Genomic DNA, 24941 nt, shown 5'->3' with positions numbered 1-24941 from the left:
AGGCTTACCGTCATAAATAGCAAAGGGAATGGGAGGGTATCCATGAAAAAAATTCTTCATTTGGTTACGATCGCACTTAGTATCATTCTGATTGGTAGCCTTGCAAGCCTGTTTCAAAATGGAATGAATGTTAGCTTCACTTTTTTTCTTACTCAAGTCGTCGAAAATGTAAAAAGCTTCATCACCTTAACTCAATTAACATATGAATCTCCGGCTGGCAGCGGGGTGGAACGGTCGATTTTTCCCCTTATCTTTGAATACTATGGCTATTCGCTGTTTATTTTGCTTGGTGGTTTTAGTTTATCGCTTATTTCAGCACTGCTGCTTACGTATTTGACCTTTTTAGTTCCACCTTCCATTCGAGTTGGAATAAAGAAGGCAGTTGGGATTTTAGAAGCGATTCCAGACATTTTAATTATCGTGATTGTCCAGCTAAGCTTTATCGCTTTTTATCGAGAGACTGGGATTCTCTTGTTTGAAGTGGTTGGGGCCTTTAAGCGACCGATTGTTTTACCGCTTCTCACTTTTGCGATTTTACCGTGTTTCTTTCTTTATCGCATGATGCTACTGATGTTTGAAGATGAATTAATGAAACCTTACATTGAACTTGCGTTGGGCAAAGGTTTAACGCGGGGGAGAATTTTATGGAAACATGTGACAAGGAACTGCCTCTTAAGCGTAGTGAATCACTCGAAAGCTGTTATTCTTCTATTATTAACCAATCTTGTGATGCTTGAAGTCATTTATAATTTGTATGGCATGACGTGGTTTATGATTAACCATATGACGGGGCAAATTGTGACCTTTGGTATACTCATGATTTTTCTACCTCTGTACTTGCTAGAAGCCTTAGCGAAGCGATGGATTACTCATCTAACGGGAGAGGAGGTGCCGAGTTAAGTGAAAGCCATGGTAAAGAATAAGCGGTTTCTGATAGGCGGTAGCTTTATCGTCCTCATTATTATTTCCAGCCTGGTGTATAGCATCGTATTCGATAACCATATCCCAGTTGCGAGCATTACGACGGATGAGAATGGAACAATTACTGGGAAGCCTCCTTATGCGCCCTGGGAACTTCCTCCGTTCGGTACCGATCACGTTTCACGAGATTTGTTTTTTATTCTATTAATTGGCGCGAAATACACACTTGGCCTTGCGTTTGGGATTGCACTTATTCGATTTGTTATTTCCAGTGTAGCGGGTATTCTTTTACAACTTTACCTTCCTACTTTCCTACAAAAAGGGAAACAGTGGTTTGAAGGATTTTACTATTTTCCAGCTTCAATCTTAGCGTATCTCAGTCTCTTTTTTATTTTAAGAGAGGATGGCTATGGGGATGGCTTTTCGACTACGTTTACGGAACGCGTGATCTTTGAAATGATTGTCCTAATTGTGATTGGAATTCCGATTATCCTAATCAACGTTTCGAAAGAAGTGGCCATACTCCAAAGAAAAGAATTTATCGATAGTGTAAAAGTATTAGGAGGGAGCAGATGGCATCTCTTAAAGGTTCACCTCATGCCCTATCTTCGTCCACAGCTTTTTTTACTATTTGTTCGGGAAGTCATCCAGGTGCTACTTCTCCTTGCACATTTAGGCATCTTAAATCTTTTATTTGGTGGAGCTCAACTAAAAACAGACATGTTTGATAAAGCGGCATATGTCTCCTTATCGAGTGAATGGTCGGGGCTGATTGGTACAAATTTTCGTTTCCTTTATACAAGCTATTATTGGATTCCGCTTGTTCCCATTCTTTGTTTTACGTTTGCGATATTGGCATTGAAACTAATGGTTGAAGGAATGGAATCCGTGTTTGAAAAGAAGCAGATCGGAAGGAATCGAGTAGAAGAAAAGGAGAAGCGGATCGGGGAAGTTACGAATAAAAAAGAAGCGTTTGATTCTCTATGAGCGTACCGGTGATCGAGCTGATACGCAAAAAAAGGCAAACCAGTTGGTTTATCACCTTTCTGCATTTGCCTTGTTTGCTTTCATTTCGGTCGGAAACGGAGTTTGCTGTGAATCCTTTTCTCTTTCATTTGATTCATTAGCGGTTTTGTAACGTTGCTGCTGTCGGTAGCCATACGTAGACGAAAGAACCACTTCTTCATTTTCAAGTGCAGAACCAAGGGCGCCAATAATGATTGAGATACTCGTCACTGTCCATGTGATGTAGAAATAGTTATCATAACCAACTGGTCCGGATAATTGCGATTCTAATAATCCCATTGGAATAAAGGCTAGAACGGCTAAGCCAAACATAAAGAATAGAATGACGTAATAGATCCCAATGGTGACAAGCAGCGTTAAAACCGTAGCGACGTTATAGAGCTTTCGAAGGTATTTTGCGCGATCCTGTCTTGGTTTTTCCCATAAATTATGGGCCATGACGATCCAACCGACCATTAAAAAGGAAGACGCGATCATCAACATGAACATTCTCCATAGTCCGTAGCTGTTACTTAATTGCCAAAGCGTGGGAAAAACAAGCGCGTAAGAGCCGGTTGCAAAGGCAAATATAATCACCTTTTTAAAAGCCGGGAAAATGGCCCACGGTCGGTTGGCTCTTACCATTCCGGTTAAAATACGCAAAGCACCGCTGATACGAGACTTTACAATATATTGTACATCAATGGAGGAGTCATCTTCCTTCGTCACTCGTTTAATCGGAGATAAACGCTCAACGCTTCCTTTTTTGAAAAGTTGTTTTGATCCTTTGTCTTTCAATTCCTCGTTCTGTTGATCGCTTTTCGCTTGTACCCGCTGTTGGGCCTCTTCGCGACCTTTTTCCGGACTTCCATAGTACATTTCATTAACAAGTTGTAGAATCGATTGCCGAATTCGTTTCACCATTGGGGTAGAGCCCAAACCAGGAAGGCTAATAATCGCTACTTTTTTGTCAGTAGACGCTTCTGCTAAAATGGGTTTCTTTCCATCAAAGAAGGGTAAATCCGTCAAACAGACGATATAGTCCCAATTTTCATTTTCTTTTCTTCTGCAACCTGCCTCCAATACTTCTTCAGGTTTTTCCGTTACACCAGTGAGCGGGTCCACGCTTGAATCGACGTTCCATTCACATTCATCTCTTACGTAATAACGAAGAAGTTGGGGCAACTCACCACTTAATTGTTCACTAAGTTTTTTTGGATATCCTGGTGGAGTGACTAAACCGACTGACAATGTTTCATGACTCACTTTCTTTTCCTCCTACACCAATTTTTATGATAAAAAGTAGATTCCCTATTTTAGCGGGGTAAAACTGATTTTTTACATGAAAATAATTGGAATCATTATTGAGTTTATTTCCACTATTTGAAATAATTGGATTGAGTATGTGGGGAGGAGGATTAGTATGTTTTCCGTTATCGATGCACTCATCCCAACTTTCATCGCATTCGGTTTTCCAGTCGCTGCGATGATCATTGGTTACGTCAAGCTTTCGAAGGTGGAACAAAAAGAAGTGAGAGAAACGTTTCTAACACTAAAAACACTTTTTTCATTGGGATTCCTTGGTTTAGGTCTTTTCCTTATCTCAATCGGAGATGCCCTCACTTTAAACAAGGTAAAAATGAGTGGCCTTCTTTTTTTCCTTCCGGGCACGGTTTTTACTGCAGTGATGATTGGGAAAAGGAGCAAGGTAAAAGGAATAACCACTGTTGTTTTTATGGTAACCGTTATTTATTTCTGGGGACTACCAACGTAAGGGGGAGAAGGAATGAACCGAAAAACATATTTGTATGCAAGTCTCGTCTGCTTGATTCTGATTGTGGCTGCGATTACATATAATCTTGTCCATGATGGGGATGCTTATCTTGGTTATACCGGATTGGGTGACTCGATTGAACTAACTGAAGATGATCGTCATGTCTATTTTTCCTATTATCAAGATGGGATAGAAGCGATCTATCGAGCCAACACAAATGGAGATGCAGTTGAACAAATCACACACCCGAATGATGAACGCCACCGTAAGCCGGCCGTATCTTCAGATGGGGAGAAATTGCTTTATCTATCTGAGAATGAAGATCGGATTCAATCTTTATACATAGCGGATTTGAATGGCGAGAATCATAAGAAACTAACGGGTGATGCCATTCATGTGACAGAAGCCGTCTTTTCAGATAATGAGATTTTTTATGTGGGAATGCCGGCAGAGGCTGTAGGGAAAGCAGAAGGAGAAACAAAGGAAGGATATGATCTTCATTCAATTAGATTGGATGGAGAGAATGAAAAGAAGTTAACCGATGAAGATCATTTTACAATGAACCACCTTGCCATTTCGCAGGATGGATCAGCGCTTTATTACACGTTATTTAAAGGTGAGCACGATAAAATCTATGAATATAATGTAAAAAGTGAAAAAGAAACAAGAGCAGAATGGGTACCTTCTGAGATTAGCGCAGTTTACGATTGGGATTATGACGAAGCAAATCGCGCCTTTGCTTTCACAAACGTATCAGAGGAATCTGAGGGTAGTTCGTTATTCAAATATGAACTTTACTATCGAGGTTTGAATGAAGAAGAGACGAAGCAGCTTACGACATTAGAATCTTCTGTCGTTTCACCTGAATTCTTCCATCAGTCTAACAAAATCGCGTTTCTTGAGTATACAAATTGGGCTAACCACCCAGAAGAATATGCGTTAAAAACCGTGGATATTGATTCGTTAAAAGTTAATGAAGTGAACATGGATCTTCCGGAATCTACAAACAGTCAGTGGGTTAGAAAAACGCTGAACGTGTTAACTAGTTCAATTGCGATTGCGGTCTTATATACCGTCTTGCTTAGTCTGTTAACCATCTACTTTAATAAAAAGTCAGGTAAGCCATATCGAACGGGCATATTCAGTATACTTCTAGCTGTTGCTGTATTTATTAGTAGCTTTGTGGTGGCTGCGCTAACAAATCCATGGGCTGGTATTGCGATCAGTATCCTTGCGATTGGCATGTTACCAAGTAGTGTCATTGCTCTCCTCGTAGGGTTGATCATCGCGAAATTTGATAAGACATCGTAAGGATAGGCCGTCTCCAGGAAATATGGAGCGGCCTATTTTTAGGAAGTGCAGACAACTTCGATGCGACCGTATTCATCAACCCAGAGGCCAATGACGTGAGAATCGTGCGCGGTTAACGACGCGTCTTCTCTCTTAGTCGAGCAATCTCCCCTTCAGGTCCATGAGCAAGCACCCCGTCCATCCCGGGATTCTTTTTTTAGATCAATGGTATGCACTGTGATGAAAGTGATGTTTTTGAGGATTTTTTCCATGACGATACCCATACCCCGGGTAATCCCTGGAATGCCCATGGTGGAAGCTATAACCGGGAAAATAGCTGCCTTGTCTGATCCCTTTACAAGAATAATCAAATGACCTTTGCAACGTCTCTTCCCTCCTTGCTGTACGATAGTGTATGAGCAGGAGGAAAGGGACGTATGGGCAATCCATTGTGTTAAAATGAAGCAAGCAAATGAAAAAGGACCGGGATAACATGGAGCGTAACATCACCAACAATCTTATAAAAGAAATGTGTGGGGACCTCTCCTTTAAAAAGGGAGAGGTTTATTTTCAAACGGATAAAGTATCGTTTCTTCAAAAATCATCAGGCCAATATGATGCGACTGTTCATGGAGTGGAAGACTTTCGTGTCACAATCAAAATAGATTTTAATGGACACCTTCAGGCAGCATGTAGCTGTCCATCGCTCGCTACTTTTCAAAAAGATTGTCAGCATATTGCGGCTGTCATGATTGCCATTCGGCATGAACAACAAAACGGAACTCAGAATAGCCTAGGCGAGAACTTTATGACGCTCTTTACTGACAAGCCTGCACAAACGAGCGGCCAGCAACGCTATTTTGAAAAACGTAAGGTGTTGAATGTGACCTTTACGTTTAAATCCGTTTCGATGAGCGATCAGAATTTGCTGGGGATTGAGATCGCGGTTGATCAAGTCAAGGTGTCGTTTATTCGTGACTTTTTACGTGATGTGAATGAAGGGCGAATAAGTGAGGTCTCACCGTGGGTGACATATAACCCAGAGATTCACTGTTTTTCAAACGAAGCAGACGCTATTCTTCATCATCTCATCCGTGTCGCTCGTGATGAATCAGCTTTTCTAGAATCGATTTCGCACGCTGAAGGAGATCGGTCTGACATGTTAATGATTTCGCCATCTTCCTGGAGCAGTTTGCTTCCTTTAGTAACTGGCTCGGCTCGTGTGGAACATAAAGGGATGCTGTACGATCCGTTAAAAGTAGGGAACGAATCCCTCCCACTTCAATTTTTGGTCGACAGAGGGGACAAAGAGAACTGTCATATTACGATCAAAGGTTTTGATCGCTTGACGGCTTTGAACGCATATCAATCGGTTTTATTTCAGGGCACGGTGTTTCAGTTAGAACGACGCGAGTTTAATCGCATCGTTGAATTAAAGCAGATGCTTCCGTCAGAGACCAATCAAATCCCAATTCCATACCCTCAAATGGATCATTTTCTGGAAAAGGTTGTACCGGATTTGAAACGAATGGGACATGTGGAACTTTCACGATCGTTTCGCGAAACGTATATGAAAACGCCGCTAAAAGCTCGTCTTTATCTTGATCGCTTAAAAAACAGGCTACTGGCAGGGCTCGAATTTCAATATGATGAAGTGGTCATCCAGCCGCTAGAACGGCGAGACGTTCCTGGATCGACGATCATTCGAGATATCGAGAAAGAAGAAGAAATTTTAAACATAATGGAAGAAAGCGGATTTTCAAAAACAGACGGCGGCTATATGATGCAAAATGAGGCGCTTGAATATGAATTTCTTTACCATACCGTTCCAAAACTTGAATCGATTTTGAAGCTTTACGCGACTACGGCCGTTCGAAATCGTCTCGTTCAGAAAAAACACTATCCAAAAATAAACGTGAAGCTGAAGAAACGCGAACGGACGAATTGGTTAGAATTTAAGTTTGACATGGATGGGATATCAGATAACCAAGTTCGTGAAATCTTAGCCGCGTTAGAAGAAAAGCGCAAATATTACCGTCTTCGTAACGGCACGCTCTTATCGCTTGAAACGAAAGAAATGGAAGAGATGCATGAGTTTCTCACGTCTGTTCCACCACAGGAACCGTTTGAGCCTTATTTCTCGATTCCGGTGATGAAAAGTGCCAGTCTCATGGGTGCTATAGAAACGAACAGCCTCTTTCAAGCAGACGAATCGTTTCGCGCTTTTCTAGACACTTTGCGCCATCCGGACCCAGAAGCGTTTCCCGTGCTAGCTTCGTTAGTACACGTGCTTCGCGATTACCAGGTAGAGGGATACCAGTGGATGAAAACACTAGCGAGCTATGGGTTTGGTGGGGTGCTAGCGGATGATATGGGGCTCGGTAAAACGCTACAGAGCCTGACATTTATCGTATCGGAGCTGGAAAGTATTCGGACCCAGCGTAAACCTGTGTTGATTGTTTGTCCTTCTTCCCTTACGTATAACTGGTTCAATGAAATAAAAAAGTTTGCGCCGGAAATTCAGGCGCTGGTCATTGACGGCAACCAGTCAAGGCGAGCAAAGCTTCAAAAGAGTGGCAGTGCAATGGATGTCATCATTACGTCCTATCCCCTGCTTCGGCGTGATGGTAACTGGTATGAAAAGCAAAGGTTCCATACAGCGTTTTTTGATGAGGCTCAAGCGTTTAAAAACCCTTCAACACTAACAGCTCGTACTGTTAAGAAAATCAAAGCAGACTACCGATTTGGTTTAACGGGAACACCGGTTGAAAACGCCATTGAAGAGCTATGGTCACTTTATCATGTTGTTTTTCCTGAACTTTTTAAAGGCATTAAAGCATACAGCAACTTAACCAAGAAAACAATTGCCAGAAGAGTGCAACCTTTTCTACTGAGAAGAATGAAAGAAGATGTGCTAGCAGAACTTCCAGAAAAGCTCGAGTCACTAGAGTTAACGGACCTTTTACCAGATCAGAAAAAGCTATACGCCGCATACCTGGCGAAACTAAGAACCGATACGTTAAAGCATCTTGACCGTGATACCATTCGCAAAAATCGTATTAAGATTTTAGCTGGGTTAACGCGGCTCAGACAGATTTGTTGTCATCCAGCCCTTTTCGTCGAGGGTTACAAAGGAAGCTCAGCTAAATTCGAACAGCTACTAGAAATTATTGAAGATTCAAGACGTTCTGGAAGAAGAATGCTGATCTTTTCGCAATTTACGAAAATGCTTGATCTGATCAGAAGAGAGCTAGCCATAAGGGGACAAAGTTATTTCTACCTTGATGGTGAAACGCCTGCTGAAGAACGGGTGGAGACGTGCAATCGGTTTAACGAGGGCGAACGTGATGTGTTTTTGATTTCTCTAAAAGCAGGAGGAACCGGTCTCAATTTAACGGGTGCGGATACGGTCGTTCTCTATGATCTATGGTGGAATCCAGCCGTGGAAGAACAAGCGGCAGACCGAACGCATCGCATTGGTCAGGAGAAAGTGGTCAACGTGATTAAGCTAGTCGCCCGCGGTACGATTGAAGAAAAGATGAATGAACTTCAGGAGAAAAAGCGCGAGCTCATTTCCGCTTTAATTGATTCGGAAGAAAAAGCAAAGACCTCCTTAACAGAAGAGGATATTCGTGAGATCTTAACAGATTCTTAGATGATAAAGATTGAGAAGAGCCTGAAGGAGAAAATGCTTCAGGCTCTTTAAATATTTCATTTTCTAACCTTTACATGTTTACACAAGAGTAATAAAAACAATTTCTTCCATTAGGTTTTACGTTCGGAATGAGAGGGAATTGAGGTTTTAAAATGTGAGATTTGGTGGAGGTTAGGATAATGAATGGAGTCGCCGTTGGCCAAGAAATTCAGTGCAAGTCCGAATATACACGTCTGAAAAATGTGCTGGTTGTCAAGCCATCCTATATGAGAATTACAGAGATTATCAATGAAACACAAAAGCATTATGAAAATAGCAACATCAACATTCCTCTTGCCTTAGAGCAACACGAGGCGTTTGTAAAAGTGTTGGATGAAAATGGGGTTACGGTTAGTGAAATTCAAGCGGATGCGACTCTTCCTGAACAAGTGTTTACAAGAGACATTGGTTTTACGATTCACGACGAACTTTTCGTCGCTACGATGAATGAGCAAGTCCGGCAATCGGAAGTGAATCACTTCATTACGTATCTTGAAGAGCATGAGATCGCATACCAGCAAGGGTTACCACGTTCAATTGAAGGCGGAGATGTCGTTGTGGATGGATCAACCGTTTGGGTTGGAAAGAGTGGCCGAACGTCACAAGAAGCCATTCAAGAACTCCAAATGCGTCTACCATCTTACAAAGTGGAAGGCTTATCGTTAAGAAAAGATATTCTTCACCTTGATTGTGTGTTTAATATTATCAGTGAGAAAGTAGCACTTGTCTATCCACCTGCTTTTACTAAGAATGATTTAAAAAAGTTGGAATCTCGCTTTCAATTAATCTATGTTTCAGAAGAAGAGCAGTTTTACATGGGTCCAAATGTGCTTTCAATCGGCGATGGAAAAATTGTCAGTCTTTCACAGAATAACCGATTGAACCGCATCTTAACTGCACAAGGGTTCACCGTCTTGCCGGTAGATTTTTCGGAAATTATTAAATCTGGTGGATCCTTCCGCTGCTGTACGCTTCCGTTAGAACGAGGCTGAATTTTTAGCGGACCTGAATCGCCGTTTTATGAGGATTTTAGTTACTAAAAGGAGACGTGAAAATGTTAAAAACCGAAAGTCGCTATTTGTTAACGAAAGAGGATATTGAAACACGTGAAGATCTTCCAACGTGGTTGAAAACAGAATATGAGACCTTCAGTAAATTAGTAACGGACCCAACATTTCCTTGTTTCTTTGGTCGAACTGCTCAGCTTAAAGGTGAGCTGCGCTATGCTTATATTGAGCACAACGATTGGTCCCATTTACCTGAAGCGGTTGAGAGCTTTCTTAGTTTATTTCAGAAACCAACCAAAATCAGACACGGCTTATTTATATTCGTTGAACCAGAAAGTAGCGAAAAGTCGATTGAAGACTATCGCTCCTCTTTCTGGGAGATTCTTCAGTATTTACATAATCACGATCGCTTTCCGTGGCCAAGCGATGCACCAAAAGATCCAGAGCACTACTTATGGGATTTTCACTTTGCTGGAGAACCGATCTTCACATTTGGGAATGCGCCAGCTTACAAGCAGCGGAAAACAAGAAATCTTGGAAATAGCCTCATCCTAGGTTTTCAACCTCGCGCCATTTTTCAGGGGCTCGAGGGTACTGAAAAAGGGGGCATCATGTCACGAGAAAAAGTTCGGGCTCGTGTCGAGGCATGGGATCAACTTCCTAAGCACCCGGATATCAGTCACTTCGGCGATCCAACTCACAATGAATGGAAGCAGTCGTTTATTGGAGATGACGTGACACCAATTGAAGGGAAATGTCCTTTTCTTCATCAAAATCGTTGAAGCTAGAATTTCATTAGGATAAAGACTTAAAACCTGAGTGGGAGAAGCCCTGCTCAGGTTTTATTTGCATTTGATGAAAAAGAAGTTCTAAGGAGTGATTGAGAATGGCTCATTTTAAAATGACTGGTGGAATATTATGTTAAAATAAAACGTAAGCGCGCGCTAGTGAGAAGCTCCGGTAAGCGGTTTCTGAAAAATGGCTCCTACCTGTAAGGTGAACCAACGATGGTTTTTTCCTGGGAGGTACTCTGATGAAGGGTCAAAAGAAAAAGGACTTCTTTAAAATACAGAATGTGTATAGGCAAAAAGTACGAGAAAAAAAGGAGCAACCTTCACCAACTGCTGAATTAAAAAGTATTGTTCTGATTCTGTTCACGTTAATTCTTATGAAGTGGCTATTTGGATTTATTTGATAGTGAGAAATGGAGGAGACATTGAATACAACCATTACCATCCAACCGTATTCTACGGATTATCAGAAGCAGGTGATTGCGCTTATTCTTCACATCCAACAGAAGGAATTTCAAATTTCTATTAGTGAAGAAGATCAGCCGGATTTGTATCGCATACCAGAGATTTATCAGAGCGGGAAAGGGAACTTCTGGATCGCAAAAGTCGACCAGCAGGTTATTGGAACGATTGGCTTATTGGATATTGGTAACAATGAACTCGCTCTTAGAAAAATGTTCGTTGATGAAACATACAGAGGAAAGACGTTTCAAGTTGCATCTACTCTTTTACAACAAGCCATGCAATGGTCGAAGGATCAATGCATTCAGCGCATTTTTCTAGGAACGACTGCACAGTTTCTCGCAGCCCATCGCTTTTATGAAAAAAATAGATTTGAGAAAATTAGTGAAAAGGATTTACCTGAATCGTTTCCTGTCATGAAAGTAGATACCTTTTTTTATCGTTTAGATTTGTAGAGGAGGCTTTTTAGTTGAACGAATTATTGAAAGGGTTACCACATTTTGAAACAAAACATCTTTATTTACGCAAAATTAACGTAGATGATCTTCCCGATATGTTTGCATATGGCTCGAATGCGAACGTATCGAAGCACGTGAGCTGGGAAACGCACCAGTCGCTCGCAGATACGAAAACATTCATGGAAATCATAGTAGACGGATATGAGCAGGGGACAAAAGCACTGTGGGGCCTAGAGCTGAAAGCGACCGGTAAACTTGTGGGAACAATTGATTTTGTTACCATTCAAGAACGACATCGAAAAGCAGAACTCGGCTATGTGCTTTCAGAGGAATGCTGGGGAAAAGGTTATATGACAGAAGCCGCCGGGCAAATCATTTCGTTTGGATTTGAAGAGCTTCAGTTAGAACGAATTCAGGCTCGTTGCTTTGTAGAGAATCAAGGTTCAGAGCGTGTCATGGAAAAGGTCGGCATGTCGTTCGAAGGCATCATGAGAAATGCCATGTACGCGAAGGGAGAGTTTCATGACTTGAAGATGTATGCGATCGTTTCTGGGGACTATTTTAGTAAGTAAAGAATTATCCAAGAGTTTAGTGGTTACGTTGTAGAAGGTTTTTTTGTAAGGAGAAAAAGACTTATTTCGAGTGGGTGAGTCAATTTAGGTGCACCCATTCTGTATTTGAGCGCCCATCATTGTTGAGCTGGCGCCATGTTAAATGTGAGGTGAAATATGAGTGAAGAAAGTTTAAGAAAAGGAAGGCGTTTCCTTGTCTATCTGGCCTTTTTCATGATTGCGGTTAGTTTGTCCTATCTCCTGGTGTATCCACTCGGATATTCGCCGCTCGGTTATGAAACGATTAACACAAAAGACGACTTAGTCGTTTTGCAGTCTGATAACTTAATAGGATTAGAAGAAGACCGGATGACCTATGTACCGCAAGAAGGAGAAGAATGGACGGTTGGGTATCTGAAAGATCTCATTCAACAACAACGAACTCAGTATTTTTTCTTTTTTACCCCATTGTTATTAGCCCTATTATGGGGAGCATTAGATCTCATGAGAAAAAAATCATGGCTGCGCGTTTTGATTCAGGGCAGTTTATACGTATTTGTTCCGACGGTATCATTGGTAACACATCTGAATAATATAAAAGACGTTTTGCAACATGCTATCTAAAGGAAATCAGCTGGTGAGCAGTAGGCACGATTATCAGCGCGGGTGTTCCAATATTCTGCTAACCCTTATCGAAAGTCATGCGTAATATGAAAGATTGTAGGAGGGTTTTTTTGAACAAAGTAATCGGTAAGTCAATTCTTGCATCTCTTTTTATAGGACTAATTGTGTGGGGAGCTAGTGCAATCTTTTCTTTTTCATATGTGAATTGGAGTTTTCTAATTGGGCTCGGATTATCAGTGATTCTTTATTTGTTGAATAGTAGCGGAGGAGTTCTATCAAATGTTACAAATTTTGAAGCGAGTGAAGCAGGAGGGAAAATTCAAAAGGATCGTGAACTAAAAGTGAATGTTGGAGCGGTGTTTTATGGTTCCGTCCTCTATACGCTAATTAGTTTGATTTTGACGGTTATGACTTTCTATTAAACGTCGTTAAAAAGTTTTAAGGAGTGAGAGAATCGTTGAGCATACTTAATGAGAGCACGCTGAGGAAAGAAAACGATGAAACGTACCGTGAAATCTTTCATGACATCGTCGATATGATGCATCAGGATTACGCAGGTTGTAAGGATAAGGCGGACTGGGATCAACCAACAGTTTATTTAAATCAGTGCAAAGATATGGATGAAACTAAATTTGTTAACCTCGTGCAAAGCTATTTGTTGGACTTTAAAGATTTACATACTGGATTTACCGATCTTCATAAACAGAAAAAGGACATAGGATTCACAGTACGAAGGTTTGAAGACGGTCTTTTTGTAACATCTTCAAATGTCGGGGAATTACAGAGAGGTGATCAGATCATTTCGCTAGATGGAAGTGGGGTTTCAGAAATAGCTGAAAAATATAAACGAGAGCTTCGAACGCCCATTCATGAAAGACAAAAATGGGAACCGGTATTATTAGACTTTAACGTAGTGGAAATCGAATCGAAACGAGGAGATAGGTACTCCTTAGCATTAAGTAAATACGAACCGGTTCCATACAAACCTGAATACAAGATCCAAGAATTACAGAAAGATATTCTTTATTTGAAGGTAACGGATTTTATGAATCATGATGCGATTCATCAATTGATTCGTAGTCACGAGGAAAGTCTATCAACCTATCCCTTTCTCATTATTGACGTTCGACTGAATAGAGGGGGGAGTGATCTTGCTTATTTTGAATTGTTGCCTTATCTATTCGATGGAGAAAAGGTAGACATTAGTGATTTATTAGATGAAACCATTTTGACGAACTGTACGGATCGAAATGTAAGGTTACGGATTCAAATGCTTGAAGGCGCGTTAACTTCAATCGAAGATGAAGGAACCCGCCGTCAGATTTATATGATGATCAAAGAATTAGAAAATCATCGAGGAGAGGGGTTTGTCGAACTTAACTTATCCGAATTAGAAGAGGACCTTGTCTTTGAAACCAAACCTGGCCCTAGGAAGGTGATCATTCTATCAGACGTTTACTGTGGAAGTTCTGGTGATTCCTTTGTGGAAACGTGCAACCATTCATCGAAGGTGACTGTCATGGGCAGACCTACTTTAGGAATGAATGATTACGCGAACGTTGCATTTGAAGTGTGGCATAATCGATTTCAACTAATGTATCCTACTTCAAAGTCTTCTCGTGTTGAGGAAGGAAAAGGGATGAGTGGAAAAGGGGTACAACCTGATATTTATGTTCCCTGGACTCCCTCACATTTACAACAAGATGTTGACTTGAACAGAGCCATTCAGGAGATTTACAGGGAGGAAATAGAAGACTGAAAAGGGGGCGGAAGATGAAGCGGCTTATCGTTTTTTTAGGATTAGCCTTGTTGCTTGCAGCTTGTGGGAATGAAGAAAGTGGTGGAGCGAAAAGCGAGACTTCGTTAGTGATTGAACCTGCTGATTTATCTGAGCGGGAGCAAGCGATCGTAAATCAAATGGGGGTGGATTTTCAAACCTTTTATACCGTTGATGGTGATCTAAAGAAGGGAGAAGTGCTGGAGACTTCGATTGATGTGTATGAAAATGGAAAAAGAGAAGATATGATTTCTTCGGTTTCAAACTCTGACGACTACGAATTCAATCAGTCTCTTCACTCCTTTCAGCTCCTAATGGAAGAAAAGGAGGCTTTTCTCACAATCGGAGAACCGAGCGGATATGTGAGAGGTACTGAGTTTCTTCCTGATGATCTTGGAAGTTATAGCTTTGTTAGTCTAGAAGATAAAGTCACATTGAAAAGAGGCGAACCTATCTATTTAGCTTACCTCGTTGGAACAAGTCAAAATGAGTTATCAACAGAGGTTAATGAAGAGAAAACAGCACTACCGAAATCCGTTCAAGAGGCAGAATATGCTGTTGTATTTAAGCTCGAAATAAAAAATGAGCAATAGAAAGACTGTAAGTGCCTATCTTCTAAGAGATAGGCTTTTTTTAGTAGGTATGTAGAACCAAACGTACAATGAAAATTAAGTGTAATGGCGCCTTGGGGAAGCTTATGTATTTTCACCTATAAATGGAAACACTAAAATTCAGGTTAATGTCCTTCTTTTCAGGGTAGGAAATAGAAGGATTAAAAACTCTTAAGAATAGAATGGTGATCACATGGGGCTCCTTTACTATATAAAAAAATATTTGAAGATGTCGAGACGACAGCGAAAAAGTGAACTGAAATCAACAATCTGGTTTATGCCATTTTGGTATATTGTTGGAGCGGTTTGCTTATCACTTTTGACTTACTATCTCGATTATGTCGTCGATGTTAGCTTGTATCTCCCTGTTGGAATTGGTTTCAGTGGACAGACCCTGCAGGTACTTCTAAGTGCACTTGTAGGAGGCGTGCTCACCTTAAGTGCGTTCACACTAAACTCCTTGCTTGTTGCTTTGACAACGTTTAGCGGGCAGTTCTCTTCTAAAATGCTTGTAAACTTTGTCAGTGATCGAGCAACTCAGCACGTTCTTGGTATTTTTAATGGTAGTTTCATTTACGTGCTCTTAAACTTCTTGTACGTCACGCATGGAGAAGAGGAATATGTGGTCGCAACGCCGGTCTTATCCATTCTAACCGCCGTTACCGCTGCAATTACGTTTATTTATTTTATCAACCATACCGCCACTTGGATGCAAGTTCATAACATCAGTTTTAATATGAATACCAAGTCAAAGTTGGTGCAGGCGTCTCTTGAGGAAGAATTAAAGCCCTATCACCTTGACAAGAACGTAGGGAAGGATGATCTCCCTTCAGAATCTGATGGAAAGGTTATCAAAACCAACCAATCCGGTTATCTGCAAGTCGCAGACTTTTCAAGATTAATGAAACAAGCAAACAGAGACGATGTCCTCCTAAAATTCGATGTTAGAATTGGAGATTTTGTGATCGCGGGCACCCCCCTGATTACGTATTGGGAACGTGGACAAGTCATGAATCCCGATTACTACCTAAAGTCGATTGAAATTGGTGTGAAACAAACAGAAATTCAAGATCTTGAGTACGGTCTAATCAAGCTTGCTGAAGTAGCGATTAAGGCGTTGGGACACAATGACCCACTAACCGTTACAAATACAATCCATCAGATTGCAGACTTATTGAAAAGCATTGGCCAATCTAAGAATTTCTCACCCTACTTGTTCGACGAGGACCAGGAGCTTCGGATCATTTTAAATCAAAAGGATTTTGGTTATTACCTTCATAGAGGTTTTGCCTCAATTCGAGAGTATGCAGACCAGAACTCCATCATTATCACGGCGCTCTTAACCATGGTCGCCCAGCTAAGTAAAACAATGGATCGGGTGGCTCACAAAGACCTTTGGGAGTTCGCTCGTCAGACGATTTTGGGTTTTGATAATTACAGCTTGTATGAAAACGATTGTTTGTCTATTTTAGAACCATTAGCCGAACTTGCGAAAGTGACGGACAATGAAGAGGACTACCTGTTTCTGCTTGAATACATGTTGCAACGCGTTAGTTCAAAGAGTGCTTCAAAGATACCTTCTACTTAAACCGTTAACGAACGGGACCCTATCTCCGATAGGGTCTTTTTTATAAGAAAAGATTGAGTTCTTTCCTCTCCTTTGAAATAATTGGTAACGGGAGGGGGGGATTTGGCTGGCCGATGGTTGGAGAAACGTTTAATAGTGGGATTTATTTTTATAACTAGAATCTATTTTACGAATAGTCTCAGTCTGTATCATTTTTTATTAACCTTAATTCTGCTCCTCTACATCTATTCAACTAATGAGAAACAACACTCTCTTTATTGACCAGTTTGGCTACAGAGAAAGGGGTGTAAGGATGAATAAAATCGCGATCATCGGATCCGGTGGCTCAGGGAAATCGACGCTGGCTAGACAAATGGGAGAAAAGCTAAATATTCAGGTGTGGCATTTAGATAGCTTACTTTGGAAACCCAATTGGGAACCTACAACAAAAGAAGAACAGATGACCATTCAAAAAAAGGTAATGAAACAAGAGCGCTGGATCATTGACGGAAATTACAATGGCACGATGGAGATGAGGTTAGACGCTGCTGACACCATTATCTTCCTTGATCAATCGAGGGTGATTTGTGTGTATCGTGTTTTCAAAAGGATGCTGAAATACCGTAACAAAACAAGACCCGATATGAAAGAAGGATGCACGGAGAGACTGGATCTTAACTTTTTGAAATGGATTTGGGACTACCCTAATACGAAGAAGCCCTTGATTTTAGACAAGCTTGGAAAACGCCTGGAGGAAAAGAACATTTTTATTTTAAGTTCCAGACAGGAAGTGGTACGTTTTTTGGAAAGGATAAAGGAATAGTCATACATAAATTATGATAGAAAGTTGGTCGTTGTATGAAAAAGAAACTTATCATCGGTATGGTAACAAGTGCCCTAGTATTGTCTGCTTGTGGAAATACATCTGACGATTCCAGCTCCGAGGCGGCAGTGGAAAATCAATCACAAAATCAGCCAGCCACAAACGAAGATTCAGTTAATGCTGAGTCGACTGGGAATGCTTCCAAGAATGCCGGCAGCACTTCTGAACAAACGGATACAGAGGAAAGTGAATCGAGTGCAGCCGAGGCCGATACAGAAGCAAAGAATGAAGCATCATCAGAAAATGAAGAAAATTTGAAGGAAGACTACCTTAAGAAGTTGAATCAAGCTACAAAGGAATTAGAAGAAAAGAAAAATCAGATGGATGATGATTCTACCTATGCGATGAAAAACATGGAAGGAGAGCGCTTTGATGTTTTAGATGGATTATTAAATGAAATCTATGGCGTCTTAGAGAAGCAGCTGCCTGCTGACGAAATGGAAGAGTTAAGAAAGGAACAGCGTGAATGGATCGAATACCGCGACAAAACAGCCAAAAAGGCTTCTCTAAAATATGAAGGCGGTACGATGGAGCAATTAGAATACGTTGCAGTCGAGAACGATCTAACAGAAAAAAGGTGCTATGAATTAGTGAAAACTTATATGGAATAACCTGAAGGAGGAATGAGCGAATGGCTAAGAGTGCTGAACGATCACCTGAGGAAAGGGATAGTTTACTTCAAACTTTAAAACAACGTTTTGAGAAGAATATGGATCGTCATAAAGAGGTTGAATGGACGACTGTTGAGGATAGGCTATTAAATGATCCTGAAAAATTATGGTCATTACAGGAAATGGAGAAAACGGGTGGAGAGCCAGATGTGGTGGGGGCAAATGAGAACGGGGAAATTGTTTTTTATGACTGTTCACCGGAAAGTCCAAAAGGACGGAGAAGTGTTTGCTACGACCTGGAAGCACTGGAATCAAGAAAAAAGTTTAAGCCTGAAAACAACGCGATGGATCTGGCATCTTCTATGGGAATCGCGATATTAACTGAAGAGGAATACCGAGCGTTACAGAAACTTGGCGAGTTTGATTTGAAAACGTCAAGTTGGGTGCAAACTCCCGCAGAAATGCGAAAGCTTGGCGGTGCGCTTTTTGGCGATCGTCGCTTTGGGCATGTTTTCATCTATCATAATGGAGCAGAATCCTACTATGCTGCCAGAGGGTTTCGTGGCTCGCTTATAGTTTAAAGAAATGAGTCAACTCGTGTGACGATAAGGAGATTAAGATGACAATCATTGAAAAGTCTACTTTAGGAGCAACACCTTTTCAACAACTATTAGGTCATAACCCAGAGGCCATGACGGCATGGGCGAAATTAGGAGACGTATTGGAAGGTAATCAGTCGCTCACTTCGACGTTGAAGGAGCAGGTAAGAAGAACGTTAGCACAGAGTAACGGATGCGAATATTGCAAAGCGAAAGGGAAGCCAGATCCTCGTTTATTCGATGAGAAAACCTCGGTAGCAGTCGGCTTTGCGGAAGTATACATCAAGCTGAATGGAGACGTACCCTCATCCATTAGTAACGTATTGAAAGAATCGTTTACCGATCAAGAAATAAGTGAGCTTTTTGCGTTTATTTGTTTTACAACCGCTCAGCAACACTTTGGTGCTCTTATGAAGCTTGAACCAGCTGATTCCCCATGGGAGAAGATGCTCCATGAGTAAAGGATTGTTACATCTGGAAGGACTAGTCGTTTTAATAGGTTCGATCTATTTCTATTCTTTGATCGACGGAAGCTGGTGGCTGTTCTTCCTTTGTCTATTGCTCCCTGACTTATTTATGCTTGGGTACGTACATAACAAAGGAACAGGTTCGATGATCTATAATATCGGTCATACGTACGTCATTCCACTCCTCTTACTTATGGTAAGTGTTGGTTTGAAGCAGGATTTACTTCTCGCATTAAGCGTTATATGGATGGCACATATTGGCATGGATCGAACGTTAGGATATGGCTTAAAGTATCTCTCAGATTTTAAAGATACGCACCTACAAAAAGTTTAGGCTAAAAGACGTCGAGGGACGTCTTTTGCTTCTAATGTAAACGATCATCACGCTTATCAATAAATAGCGAACCATCCTTCTGTATTTCCGCATAAAACACATCGGAGACTGACTGAATCCCTTTTGCATGTAGTTGTTGGAGTAACCAATCCTCATCTACCTTCATTTCGTTTAGAGACTGATGGTTTAGTTGACCATCTTCAATCAAGGGGGCAGGGATCGGATAAATGGTTTGCGCTTTTGAGGTGATTCCTTGATCTCCTTTGGTGATCGGTTGTTTGGTTTCTTTCTTTAAAACGGACAACGTTCCATCGGTTTCAAAAATCGCATAGTCAACGTCTTTCAGAGAAAAGACGTTCTTTTTTCGTAGCAAGAGATTAAGGGCATCGATGTCAAGACGAAGTTTATGAAGCTCTTTCTCCATAATTTCTCCGTTACGAACCACAATCCTTGGGTTCCCCTCTACGCCCATGCGAAATGATTTCGACTTCAAGTCACCATAACCCATAAGAATGGTGAATAGCGTCCATGCGACGAGCGCAATTATTCCATTTCTAACACTTAAAGAAGAGTCAATGGCGAGGGAGGCGCCTAATGTTCCAAGTGCAATTGAGGAAACGAAGTTAAAAAAGGTCATTTGTGAAATTTCTTTTCTACCCATAATCCTTGTTAATAAAAGTAAAGAGATAAAGGATAGAGCAAGACGTAATAGCAATTCACCAACACCCATTATTTTTCTCCTTTCTAAAAAGCATGATGTCTCTTTAGGATGTGTTCGTTTTAGAATTGCATACAATTCTCCCTAATGAAACTTCTCTCCATTCCAAATCGTATCTAGATTAAATGGAATAAAAAGAATTTTATGTAAATCTCTTTCTGCGAAGGAGTGATAGGTTTGGACGGTTACTTACTTCTGGAATTGCGATCGTTGTGACTGTCCTCAACGCCTTTAAAGGGTATGATCGATTTCTACATGCAAATAAAGGACTAAATCCACACACCCTTTTCGTGAAATGTTCCCATTGTGGCACTTTGAATAAAAGACACGATGATCAACAGTGCACAGAATGCTACATCTCGTTCTAAGCCGGCTTAATAGGAGGAGAGAAATGAAAAAGAAACGAACAATGACAGCGTACATTGGGACTGTATTGTCTGTTCTTTTCTTCATTACCTTAACCGTAGATCCATTTCGACAATGGATTTTTCAATTCCTTTCAAAACGAGAAGTGAATGACTCGAATGTGTTCAGTGGAACATCGAATTATATGATAACGAACAAACTTGTTTAAATGCAGCCTCTTTTTGTAAGGATCATTTCCAATTGGTTGATCCCGTTGGTACCCAGCTCATTGCTAACTAGAGTTTTTACTGAGGTGACCGTCTTGAAGAAAATTGTACTAATCGTAACCGTTTTGTTTTTATTATTAATCCTAATGACGCTTGGACCTTACAACCCGTTCTTAGAATTCAGTGAAGAAAAGAGCCTAAGAGAGTTCATTACGGATGACCATCAGTTCAAAGGGGAGGAAATTGTAGAGATTGATTATAGAGGTTCAGATACGTATTACCTCCAAACGAAAGAGGACGATCAAGTAAAGCATTATATTGTCATGAGGTACGCTACTTCCATGATGAATGGTCATTGGAAAGTATTTGAACAAAGTTCCATTGAAAATCAGTTTTGACTATTTGTAAAAGGAGTGTGGAATTGGAGACGTTTTGGCTAAAGCTCATATTCATTCTATTTCTTTTATGGGCGATCCTTCACTATAGCAACAAGGGTTTGCGGAAGTGGCTCCAGGTAGATAAGAGAAAAATGTTTTCTTATCATCATGTGAATGCAAGGCATCGAAGAATTGATTGGACAATACGGATCGGAGTCATGTTGTTATTAATCGTTAGTTTAGTTATCAACCTAGAGCGTATTCCTCAAGATCCGCTCTGGTATTTGCAAACGCATATCATTCTGTTTGCATTTATTGTTATTTCTGAAACGGTGACTGCTATTATGGAAAAACGCTATGCGGAGAATAAACATGATTATCTTTTTACTCTTTTCCAACTAGGGGTGATTGTGACCTCCTCACTTGTACTTTATTTCACCGATTTTTTTGGACTTATTTAAGTTGGTGGGATTTATTTTAATATGCTGTAAAGGGACTCTTATCAATAGGGAAAACCTTCTTATTTTTGAGTCGAGAAGAGAACCACAAAGCCAGGGGAGGCCTTGATATGAATGTCGGCTTATTTATCATTGGAATGGCTCTCTTAATCGTTTCTTATTTGGTGGGGATGAAGAAACAAACGTGGCTACTCGTAGGTTTTAATGAAAAAATAGTGGAAAACAAGTCATTACTCGGAACGATTGTGGGTCTGCTGTTTTTTCTGCCATTAGGGATTCTAACCATTGGAATTAGTTTAGTTGAATTTGACTATAAAGGTTTGGTGATTGGTATCGCAATGGTCGTTCTATATGCAGCTGTTGCGATTTTCATTAATCGAAAGTTACTAAATTCATAAATTGGTGTTACCTTAGGAGATGATGAGGGTGATCGTAGTTAAGAAAGCTTTGACTGAGCATGTGAATGGAATCGTTTCGGTTTGCTCCAATGGATACCGCGACACATATGAGGAAACGCATGCGAAGGCATACATCGAACGAGTGATACGTGACTTTTACAACAGAGATCGAATTCTAAAAGAAGTCACTCACACGACGAGAGAATGGAACGGATGGTTTGTGGCTTTAGATGGAGACAACGTTGTGGGAGCGATTGGCGGTGGTATGATTGGATTAGAAGAAGGGGAAGTATTTGTTCTTTATTTAGATCCAAATCGTAAGCGAGAAGGGATCGGTTCGAAATTGTTAAATGAATTAACAAAGAATCAATTACAAAGAGGGGCAAGAGAACAATGGGTTTCCGTCTCGAAAGGGAACGTGAAGGGCATCCCCTTTTATGAAGCAGTCGGCTTTAGGGTACAGTCTGAACAGGAGAGTTACAGTAATCTTGAAGAAGAAGTGTATACGTCGCTTCGTTATCGACGGTCATTATAAAGAGAAAACGCGACCGATCGGCGCGTTTTCTTTTATCCCCTTAATTGATTTTTGAAAAATAATACCGTCTCAAGCTCATCTTCTCGATCTTTAAATAGCTTGAGCTGCTTTCCGACAGCAATAGCGAATTCAATATAGGCATTTCCTTCCGCTGTAATGAGGTTCTCGCATACCGTCACATCTGCTTTGCTTTTTAATTCCGAATGAAAATAGGGAGGAAACTCTGAGGTATCCATTGAGGTTGAATACGCCCGATTTCTTAATACAGAGCTTGCTCCTAGTAGTGTGGAAGCACCACAAATAGCCGCGATCCATTTGTTTTGTTGATCAAAAGCTTGTATAAGTGAACGCAGTTCTTCCTCATGCAGTAGCGGTTCAGGATCACCGCCAGGAATGATGAGAATGTCGTAATGCTGAACCTGACATTGCTCAACAGGCTGGCTTACTCTCACCGTGAAATTCCCACTGTGTGTTACTTCGTTTGTTAAAGCGGTTGTTTCAATCTCAACATTGGTTTCACTAAATAGGTAGGAAAGCGTGCTAATTTCCCAATCAACATAGCCATCGTATAAAAAGAATAAGGCTTTCACTGTATTTTCACCCTTTCAAATCGTTTTGCTTTATTAATTAGAATTTTAGCATAATTTCGAATCTATAATTGAATCATTTTCGTTATTTTGAAATAATTGGAACTGTGTCTAGGAGTAAAGAAATCACAACAAGAAAGGCGGCTAAACCGTGTTCTGGTTCATAGCACTTTTTGATGAAGAGACGGAAGCAAAGGTGAAAGAAATCTGGAGAGAGCTGAAGGAACAAGGTCTTTCTTATTATATCGATGAAGTGAAGGATGGGAGACCCCACATAACGCTTGCAAGTTACGAGCATTTAGATCGGGAAGAATACATAAGAGAAATCGATACGTTTTATGATCGGGTTGAAAAAATGGAGATTATGTTTAATATGGTTAGTTCATTCTTGAACTATGGAACGATTTTCATAGCCCCCACTGTAACAAAAGATTTACTCGCAATTCATTCCGCTCACCATCAACATTTTGAAGACTTTAATGGAAGTGTGAACTCCTTATATTTTCCTGGTCAATGGATCCCCCATTGCACCGTAGCAAATCAGCTTGAGCCTGATGATTTAGCCAATGTGTTTCAGTATTGTTTTACTGAAGTTCAACCTTTCCGTGGCAAAATTGAAGCCGTTGCTTTAATTGAAGTAAAAGAAGAGGACGAGGAAGGGATGAATGCCCCCGTTATTTATACAAAACACCTTACCTAATGATTTTTCGTTCATTACCAACACATGTGGTGTTTTTGCTCGTATTCAAATGAATCAAGGATAGAGTCATGGAACGTAACAGATGTTAAAACTTGTATAGCGTAAGAAGTTTACTCCTTGTTAGTAGGTGCATGGCATGCTAGTAGGGGAGGTGCTTGATTAAAAAAAGGAAATCCCGTGTTGTTTAAATCGGGATTTCCTTCTTTTTGTTCTTAAAATTCCTCATAGGTAGCGGGATCCTGATCGTTGATGCGACCATTGGGACGCGTTAATTCAGCCATCATGCCCATTTCAGTTTCGTTTAAATGGAAGTCGAAAATGGAGAGGTTCTCACGCTGACGTTCCGGAGAAGCAGATTTCGGAATCGGGATGGATCCTAATTGATAATGCCAGCGCAGAATGACTTGTGAAGCTGATTTGTTATGCTGTTTCGCGATCTGGGCGATTGTTTCATTTTCCAAAATGTCATTCACTCGTGCTAGAGGACTCCAAGATTCCGTTTGAATATTGTTTCGCTCGTGGTATCTCCTTTGTTCTTCCTGATTAAAGAAAGGATGTAGTTCAATTTGATTAATACTAGGCTTCACACTCGTTTCATTTTCCAATTGTTCTAAGTGTTCAGGAAGGAAGTTACAGACACCAATCGAGCGAATGAGGCCCCATTTCTTAGCGTCAATTAACGCTTGCCAGGCTTCTACAAAATGGCCTTGCTTCGGGTTAGGCCAGTGAATGAGATACAAATCATAGTAATCCAAATTTGCGCGGTAAAGTGATTCTTGAATAGCCGTCACAGCTTTATCGTATTCCTGATACCGCCCTGGTAATTTCGACGTCACGCGCAATTCATTTCGTGGAATCGTGCTACGACGAATCGCTTCACCAACCGTTCCTTCATTCTCATAATTATACGCAGTATCAATGAGACGGTAGCCAACATCAATCGCGCTAGTAATTCCTGTTGCACCATTATTTCCATTTAACTTATAAGTTCCGAACCCAATTGCTGGTAGAGTAAGACCATCATTTAATGTGATTTCTGGGATGGATTGCTTCATCAGTGCTCATTCCCTTCTTAAGTTCATAACTGTTCTTTTAACTAGTACCTCGTGGGAAAAATTGCAAACCTATGTAAGCGTCAATTTAAAACAATTGGAAAAAATGCTAAACGGC

At 40.7% G+C, this 24941-nt stretch carries 30 protein-coding genes; 26 read left to right on the top strand and 4 right to left on the bottom strand.

Annotated elements, in window-relative coordinates; genetic code table 11:
- Positions 1-42 precede the first annotated feature (42 nt).
- Together PQ511_RS11160 and PQ511_RS11155 are read left to right on the top strand one after the other, a co-directional pair.
- Entirely contained in the window at positions 43-900 is an 858-nt protein-coding gene (locus tag PQ511_RS11160) for an ABC transporter permease subunit (protein WP_273851982.1), read from the top strand.
- Positions 901-1908 carry a hypothetical protein gene (locus PQ511_RS11155; protein ID WP_273851981.1) on the top strand — a complete coding sequence of 336 codons (1008 nt, stop codon included), beginning with the start codon at positions 901-903 and terminating at the stop codon, positions 1906-1908.
- A gap of 51 nt (positions 1909-1959) precedes the next feature.
- Here the strand turns inward: PQ511_RS11155 and PQ511_RS11150 are convergent, their stop codons facing one another.
- Positions 1960-3192, bottom strand: coding sequence for an MFS transporter (locus tag PQ511_RS11150; protein WP_273851980.1), 1233 nt, complete (start codon positions 3190-3192; stop codon positions 1960-1962).
- 157 nt (positions 3193-3349) lie between these two features.
- Between PQ511_RS11150 and PQ511_RS11145 the strand changes: the two genes are divergently transcribed.
- From PQ511_RS11145 to PQ511_RS11060, 18 genes are all read left to right on the top strand, one after another.
- The gene (locus tag PQ511_RS11145) at positions 3350-3700 is read left to right on the top strand and encodes a hypothetical protein (RefSeq protein WP_273851979.1); all 351 of its coding nucleotides are present in this window, start codon (positions 3350-3352) and stop codon (positions 3698-3700) included.
- A 12-nt stretch (positions 3701-3712) separates the two neighbouring features.
- Positions 3713-5011 carry a DUF5050 domain-containing protein gene (locus tag PQ511_RS11140; RefSeq protein ID WP_273851978.1) on the top strand — a complete coding sequence of 433 codons (1299 nt, stop codon included), beginning with the start codon at positions 3713-3715 and terminating at the stop codon, positions 5009-5011.
- Positions 5012-5483: 472 nt separating this feature from the next.
- Positions 5484-8645, top strand: coding sequence for a DEAD/DEAH box helicase (locus PQ511_RS11135; RefSeq protein WP_273851976.1), 3162 nt, complete (start codon positions 5484-5486; stop codon positions 8643-8645).
- A gap of 179 nt (positions 8646-8824) precedes the next feature.
- Entirely contained in the window at positions 8825-9676 is an 852-nt protein-coding gene (locus PQ511_RS11130) for a dimethylarginine dimethylaminohydrolase family protein (RefSeq protein ID WP_273851975.1), read from the top strand.
- Between the two features lie 62 nt (positions 9677-9738).
- Positions 9739-10473 (top strand): YqcI/YcgG family protein, encoded by a 735-nt coding sequence (locus tag PQ511_RS11125; protein WP_273851974.1) that lies wholly within the window; start codon positions 9739-9741, stop codon positions 10471-10473.
- Positions 10474-10724: 251 nt separating this feature from the next.
- The gene (locus tag PQ511_RS11120; RefSeq protein WP_273851973.1) at positions 10725-10886 is read left to right on the top strand and encodes a hypothetical protein; all 162 of its coding nucleotides are present in this window, start codon (positions 10725-10727) and stop codon (positions 10884-10886) included.
- Between the two features lie 21 nt (positions 10887-10907).
- A complete protein-coding gene (locus tag PQ511_RS11115; RefSeq protein ID WP_273851972.1) occupies positions 10908-11399 on the top strand; it encodes a GNAT family N-acetyltransferase in 492 nt (163 codons plus the stop codon).
- 14 nt (positions 11400-11413) lie between these two features.
- Positions 11414-11974 (top strand): GNAT family N-acetyltransferase, encoded by a 561-nt coding sequence (locus tag PQ511_RS11110; protein ID WP_273851971.1) that lies wholly within the window; start codon positions 11414-11416, stop codon positions 11972-11974.
- Positions 11975-12130: 156 nt separating this feature from the next.
- Positions 12131-12577 carry a hypothetical protein gene (locus PQ511_RS11105; RefSeq protein WP_273851970.1) on the top strand — a complete coding sequence of 149 codons (447 nt, stop codon included), beginning with the start codon at positions 12131-12133 and terminating at the stop codon, positions 12575-12577.
- A gap of 110 nt (positions 12578-12687) precedes the next feature.
- On the top strand, positions 12688-12999 hold the full coding sequence (locus PQ511_RS11100; protein WP_273851969.1) for a hypothetical protein: 312 nt from the start codon (positions 12688-12690) through the stop codon (positions 12997-12999).
- A gap of 35 nt (positions 13000-13034) precedes the next feature.
- Positions 13035-14336, top strand: coding sequence for a S41 family peptidase (locus tag PQ511_RS11095; RefSeq protein ID WP_273851968.1), 1302 nt, complete (start codon positions 13035-13037; stop codon positions 14334-14336).
- A gap of 14 nt (positions 14337-14350) precedes the next feature.
- Positions 14351-14947: a hypothetical protein gene (locus PQ511_RS11090; protein ID WP_273851967.1), complete on the top strand. Its 597-nt coding sequence runs from the start codon at positions 14351-14353 to the stop codon at positions 14945-14947.
- A 247-nt stretch (positions 14948-15194) separates the two neighbouring features.
- Positions 15195-16553, top strand: coding sequence for a DUF2254 domain-containing protein (locus tag PQ511_RS11085; RefSeq protein ID WP_273851966.1), 1359 nt, complete (start codon positions 15195-15197; stop codon positions 16551-16553).
- Positions 16554-16845: 292 nt separating this feature from the next.
- Positions 16846-17355, top strand: a complete 510-nt coding sequence (locus PQ511_RS11080; protein WP_273851965.1) for a DNA topology modulation protein — start codon at positions 16846-16848, stop codon at positions 17353-17355.
- A 35-nt stretch (positions 17356-17390) separates the two neighbouring features.
- Positions 17391-18026, top strand: a complete 636-nt coding sequence (locus tag PQ511_RS11075; protein ID WP_273851964.1) for a lysozyme inhibitor LprI family protein — start codon at positions 17391-17393, stop codon at positions 18024-18026.
- A gap of 20 nt (positions 18027-18046) precedes the next feature.
- Positions 18047-18607 (top strand): DUF4256 domain-containing protein, encoded by a 561-nt coding sequence (locus PQ511_RS11070; RefSeq protein WP_273851963.1) that lies wholly within the window; start codon positions 18047-18049, stop codon positions 18605-18607.
- Between the two features lie 38 nt (positions 18608-18645).
- Positions 18646-19086 carry a carboxymuconolactone decarboxylase family protein gene (locus PQ511_RS11065; protein WP_273851961.1) on the top strand — a complete coding sequence of 147 codons (441 nt, stop codon included), beginning with the start codon at positions 18646-18648 and terminating at the stop codon, positions 19084-19086.
- Positions 19079-19426 carry a DUF4260 domain-containing protein gene (locus tag PQ511_RS11060; RefSeq protein WP_273851960.1) on the top strand — a complete coding sequence of 116 codons (348 nt, stop codon included), beginning with the start codon at positions 19079-19081 and terminating at the stop codon, positions 19424-19426. The genes PQ511_RS11065 and PQ511_RS11060 overlap by 8 nt, the downstream gene beginning before the upstream one ends.
- Positions 19427-19457: 31 nt before the next feature.
- Here the strand turns inward: PQ511_RS11060 and PQ511_RS11055 are convergent, their stop codons facing one another.
- Positions 19458-20156 carry a YetF domain-containing protein gene (locus PQ511_RS11055; protein WP_273851959.1) on the bottom strand — a complete coding sequence of 233 codons (699 nt, stop codon included), beginning with the start codon at positions 20154-20156 and terminating at the stop codon, positions 19458-19460.
- A gap of 379 nt (positions 20157-20535) precedes the next feature.
- On the opposite strand from PQ511_RS11055, the gene PQ511_RS11050 reads away from it, so the two are divergent.
- From PQ511_RS11050 to PQ511_RS11030, 5 genes are all read left to right on the top strand, one after another.
- On the top strand, positions 20536-20718 hold the full coding sequence (locus PQ511_RS11050) for a hypothetical protein (RefSeq protein WP_273851958.1): 183 nt from the start codon (positions 20536-20538) through the stop codon (positions 20716-20718).
- 93 nt (positions 20719-20811) lie between these two features.
- Positions 20812-21114 carry a hypothetical protein gene (locus tag PQ511_RS11045; protein ID WP_273851957.1) on the top strand — a complete coding sequence of 101 codons (303 nt, stop codon included), beginning with the start codon at positions 20812-20814 and terminating at the stop codon, positions 21112-21114.
- Between the two features lie 23 nt (positions 21115-21137).
- A complete protein-coding gene (locus PQ511_RS11040) occupies positions 21138-21554 on the top strand; it encodes a DUF4181 domain-containing protein (protein WP_273851956.1) in 417 nt (138 codons plus the stop codon).
- A 107-nt stretch (positions 21555-21661) separates the two neighbouring features.
- A complete protein-coding gene (locus PQ511_RS11035; protein ID WP_273851955.1) occupies positions 21662-21949 on the top strand; it encodes a hypothetical protein in 288 nt (95 codons plus the stop codon).
- Between the two features lie 28 nt (positions 21950-21977).
- Complete coding sequence (locus PQ511_RS11030) at positions 21978-22484, top strand: GNAT family N-acetyltransferase (RefSeq protein WP_273851954.1); 507 nt, start codon at positions 21978-21980, stop codon at positions 22482-22484.
- Between the two features lie 32 nt (positions 22485-22516).
- Here PQ511_RS11030 and PQ511_RS11025 read toward each other — a convergent pair whose 3' ends face one another.
- Complete coding sequence (locus PQ511_RS11025) at positions 22517-23074, bottom strand: DJ-1/PfpI family protein (protein ID WP_273851953.1); 558 nt, start codon at positions 23072-23074, stop codon at positions 22517-22519.
- A 148-nt stretch (positions 23075-23222) separates the two neighbouring features.
- Here PQ511_RS11025 and PQ511_RS11020 point away from each other — a divergent pair, with 148 nt between their 5' ends.
- Positions 23223-23771 (top strand): 2'-5' RNA ligase family protein, encoded by a 549-nt coding sequence (locus tag PQ511_RS11020; protein ID WP_273851952.1) that lies wholly within the window; start codon positions 23223-23225, stop codon positions 23769-23771.
- 212 nt (positions 23772-23983) lie between these two features.
- On the opposite strand, the gene PQ511_RS11015 is transcribed toward PQ511_RS11020, so the two are convergent.
- Positions 23984-24826, bottom strand: a complete 843-nt coding sequence (locus PQ511_RS11015) for an aldo/keto reductase (RefSeq protein WP_273851951.1) — start codon at positions 24824-24826, stop codon at positions 23984-23986.
- Between the last annotated feature and the right edge of the window lie 115 nt (positions 24827-24941).

The organism is Guptibacillus spartinae (genome assembly GCF_028610625.1).
GTDB classification, from domain to species: Bacteria; Bacillota; Bacilli; order Bacillales; family Guptibacillaceae; genus Guptibacillus; species Guptibacillus spartinae.
This window is presented reverse-complemented; position numbering and strand designations above follow the sequence as displayed.

Coding starts and splice junctions, on each gene's coding strand:
- PQ511_RS11160 (WP_273851982.1), top strand. CDS start 43: ATGAAAAAAATTCTTCATTTGGTTACGATCGCACTTAGTATCATTCTG.
- PQ511_RS11145 (WP_273851979.1), top strand. CDS start 3,350: ATGTTTTCCGTTATCGATGCACTCATCCCAACTTTCATCGCATTCGGT.
- PQ511_RS11140 (WP_273851978.1), top strand. CDS start 3,713: ATGAACCGAAAAACATATTTGTATGCAAGTCTCGTCTGCTTGATTCTG.
- PQ511_RS11135 (WP_273851976.1), top strand. CDS start 5,484: ATGGAGCGTAACATCACCAACAATCTTATAAAAGAAATGTGTGGGGAC.
- PQ511_RS11130 (WP_273851975.1), top strand. CDS start 8,825: ATGAATGGAGTCGCCGTTGGCCAAGAAATTCAGTGCAAGTCCGAATAT.
- PQ511_RS11125 (WP_273851974.1), top strand. CDS start 9,739: ATGTTAAAAACCGAAAGTCGCTATTTGTTAACGAAAGAGGATATTGAA.
- PQ511_RS11120 (WP_273851973.1), top strand. CDS start 10,725: ATGAAGGGTCAAAAGAAAAAGGACTTCTTTAAAATACAGAATGTGTAT.
- PQ511_RS11105 (WP_273851970.1), top strand. CDS start 12,131: ATGAGTGAAGAAAGTTTAAGAAAAGGAAGGCGTTTCCTTGTCTATCTG.
- PQ511_RS11090 (WP_273851967.1), top strand. CDS start 14,351: ATGAAGCGGCTTATCGTTTTTTTAGGATTAGCCTTGTTGCTTGCAGCT.
- PQ511_RS11085 (WP_273851966.1), top strand. CDS start 15,195: ATGTCGAGACGACAGCGAAAAAGTGAACTGAAATCAACAATCTGGTTT.
- PQ511_RS11080 (WP_273851965.1), top strand. CDS start 16,846: ATGAATAAAATCGCGATCATCGGATCCGGTGGCTCAGGGAAATCGACG.
- PQ511_RS11075 (WP_273851964.1), top strand. CDS start 17,391: ATGAAAAAGAAACTTATCATCGGTATGGTAACAAGTGCCCTAGTATTG.
- PQ511_RS11070 (WP_273851963.1), top strand. CDS start 18,047: ATGGCTAAGAGTGCTGAACGATCACCTGAGGAAAGGGATAGTTTACTT.
- PQ511_RS11065 (WP_273851961.1), top strand. CDS start 18,646: ATGACAATCATTGAAAAGTCTACTTTAGGAGCAACACCTTTTCAACAA.
- PQ511_RS11060 (WP_273851960.1), top strand. CDS start 19,079: ATGAGTAAAGGATTGTTACATCTGGAAGGACTAGTCGTTTTAATAGGT.
- PQ511_RS11055 (WP_273851959.1), bottom strand. CDS start 20,156: ATGGGTGTTGGTGAATTGCTATTACGTCTTGCTCTATCCTTTATCTCT.
- PQ511_RS11050 (WP_273851958.1), top strand. CDS start 20,536: ATGAAAAAGAAACGAACAATGACAGCGTACATTGGGACTGTATTGTCT.
- PQ511_RS11035 (WP_273851955.1), top strand. CDS start 21,662: ATGAATGTCGGCTTATTTATCATTGGAATGGCTCTCTTAATCGTTTCT.
- PQ511_RS11015 (WP_273851951.1), bottom strand. CDS start 24,826: ATGAAGCAATCCATCCCAGAAATCACATTAAATGATGGTCTTACTCTA.